Origin of the sequence: Bacillus sp. AFS059628, from assembly GCF_002571225.1 — a bacterium.
Taxonomy (GTDB): Bacteria; Bacillota; Bacilli; order Bacillales; family Bacillaceae_G; genus Bacillus_A.
Genome location: NZ_NVEC01000129.1, coordinates 1 through 623, shown reverse-complemented (window position 1 = coordinate 623; position 623 = coordinate 1). Strand labels below are relative to the sequence as shown.

1 protein-coding gene is annotated in these 623 nt (G+C 37.4%); it reads left to right on the top strand.

Annotation, left to right across the window (positions count from 1 at the left end):
* The coding region (locus tag COL05_RS29740; RefSeq protein ID WP_142337727.1) for an IS3 family transposase at positions 1-623 on the top strand (623 nt) is incomplete at both ends.

Below are 623 nucleotides of genomic sequence, written 5' to 3'. Positions count from 1 at the left end.
GGCATAAATATTCGGTGAAGGCGCTCGTGGAGCTAGCTTCTATTCCTCGAAGCACGTATTATGATTTAGTAAAGAAAATGAATCGTCCAGATGTAGATGCCGATTTGAAAGCTGAGATTAAAGCGATTTATGAGGAAAATGAAGGTCGTTATGGTTACCGTCGCATTCGTGATGAATTAACGAATCGTGGCCAGAAAGTGAACCACAAGAAGGTTCAACGCATTATGAAAGAACTTGGATTAAAGTGTGTTGTGCGTATGAAGAAATATAAATCCTATAAAGGAAAAGTCGGTAGAATTGCACCTAATATTTTAGAGCGTAATTTTTACACAGATGCCCCAAATCAAAAATGGGTAACGGACATCACAGAGTTTAAATTGTTTGGAGAGAAACTGTATGTATCACCTGTATTAGACTTGTATAATGGTGAAATTATTACCTATACAATTGGTTCTAGACCGACATATTCACTTGTTTCAGAGATGTTAGAGAATGCATTAAAACGTTTACCTGAAAACCATCAACTATTAATGCATTCGGATCAAGGATGGCATTATCAAATGAGACAATACGTCCGTACACTTGAATCAAGAGCTATCGTCCAGAGTATGTCTCGAAAAGGC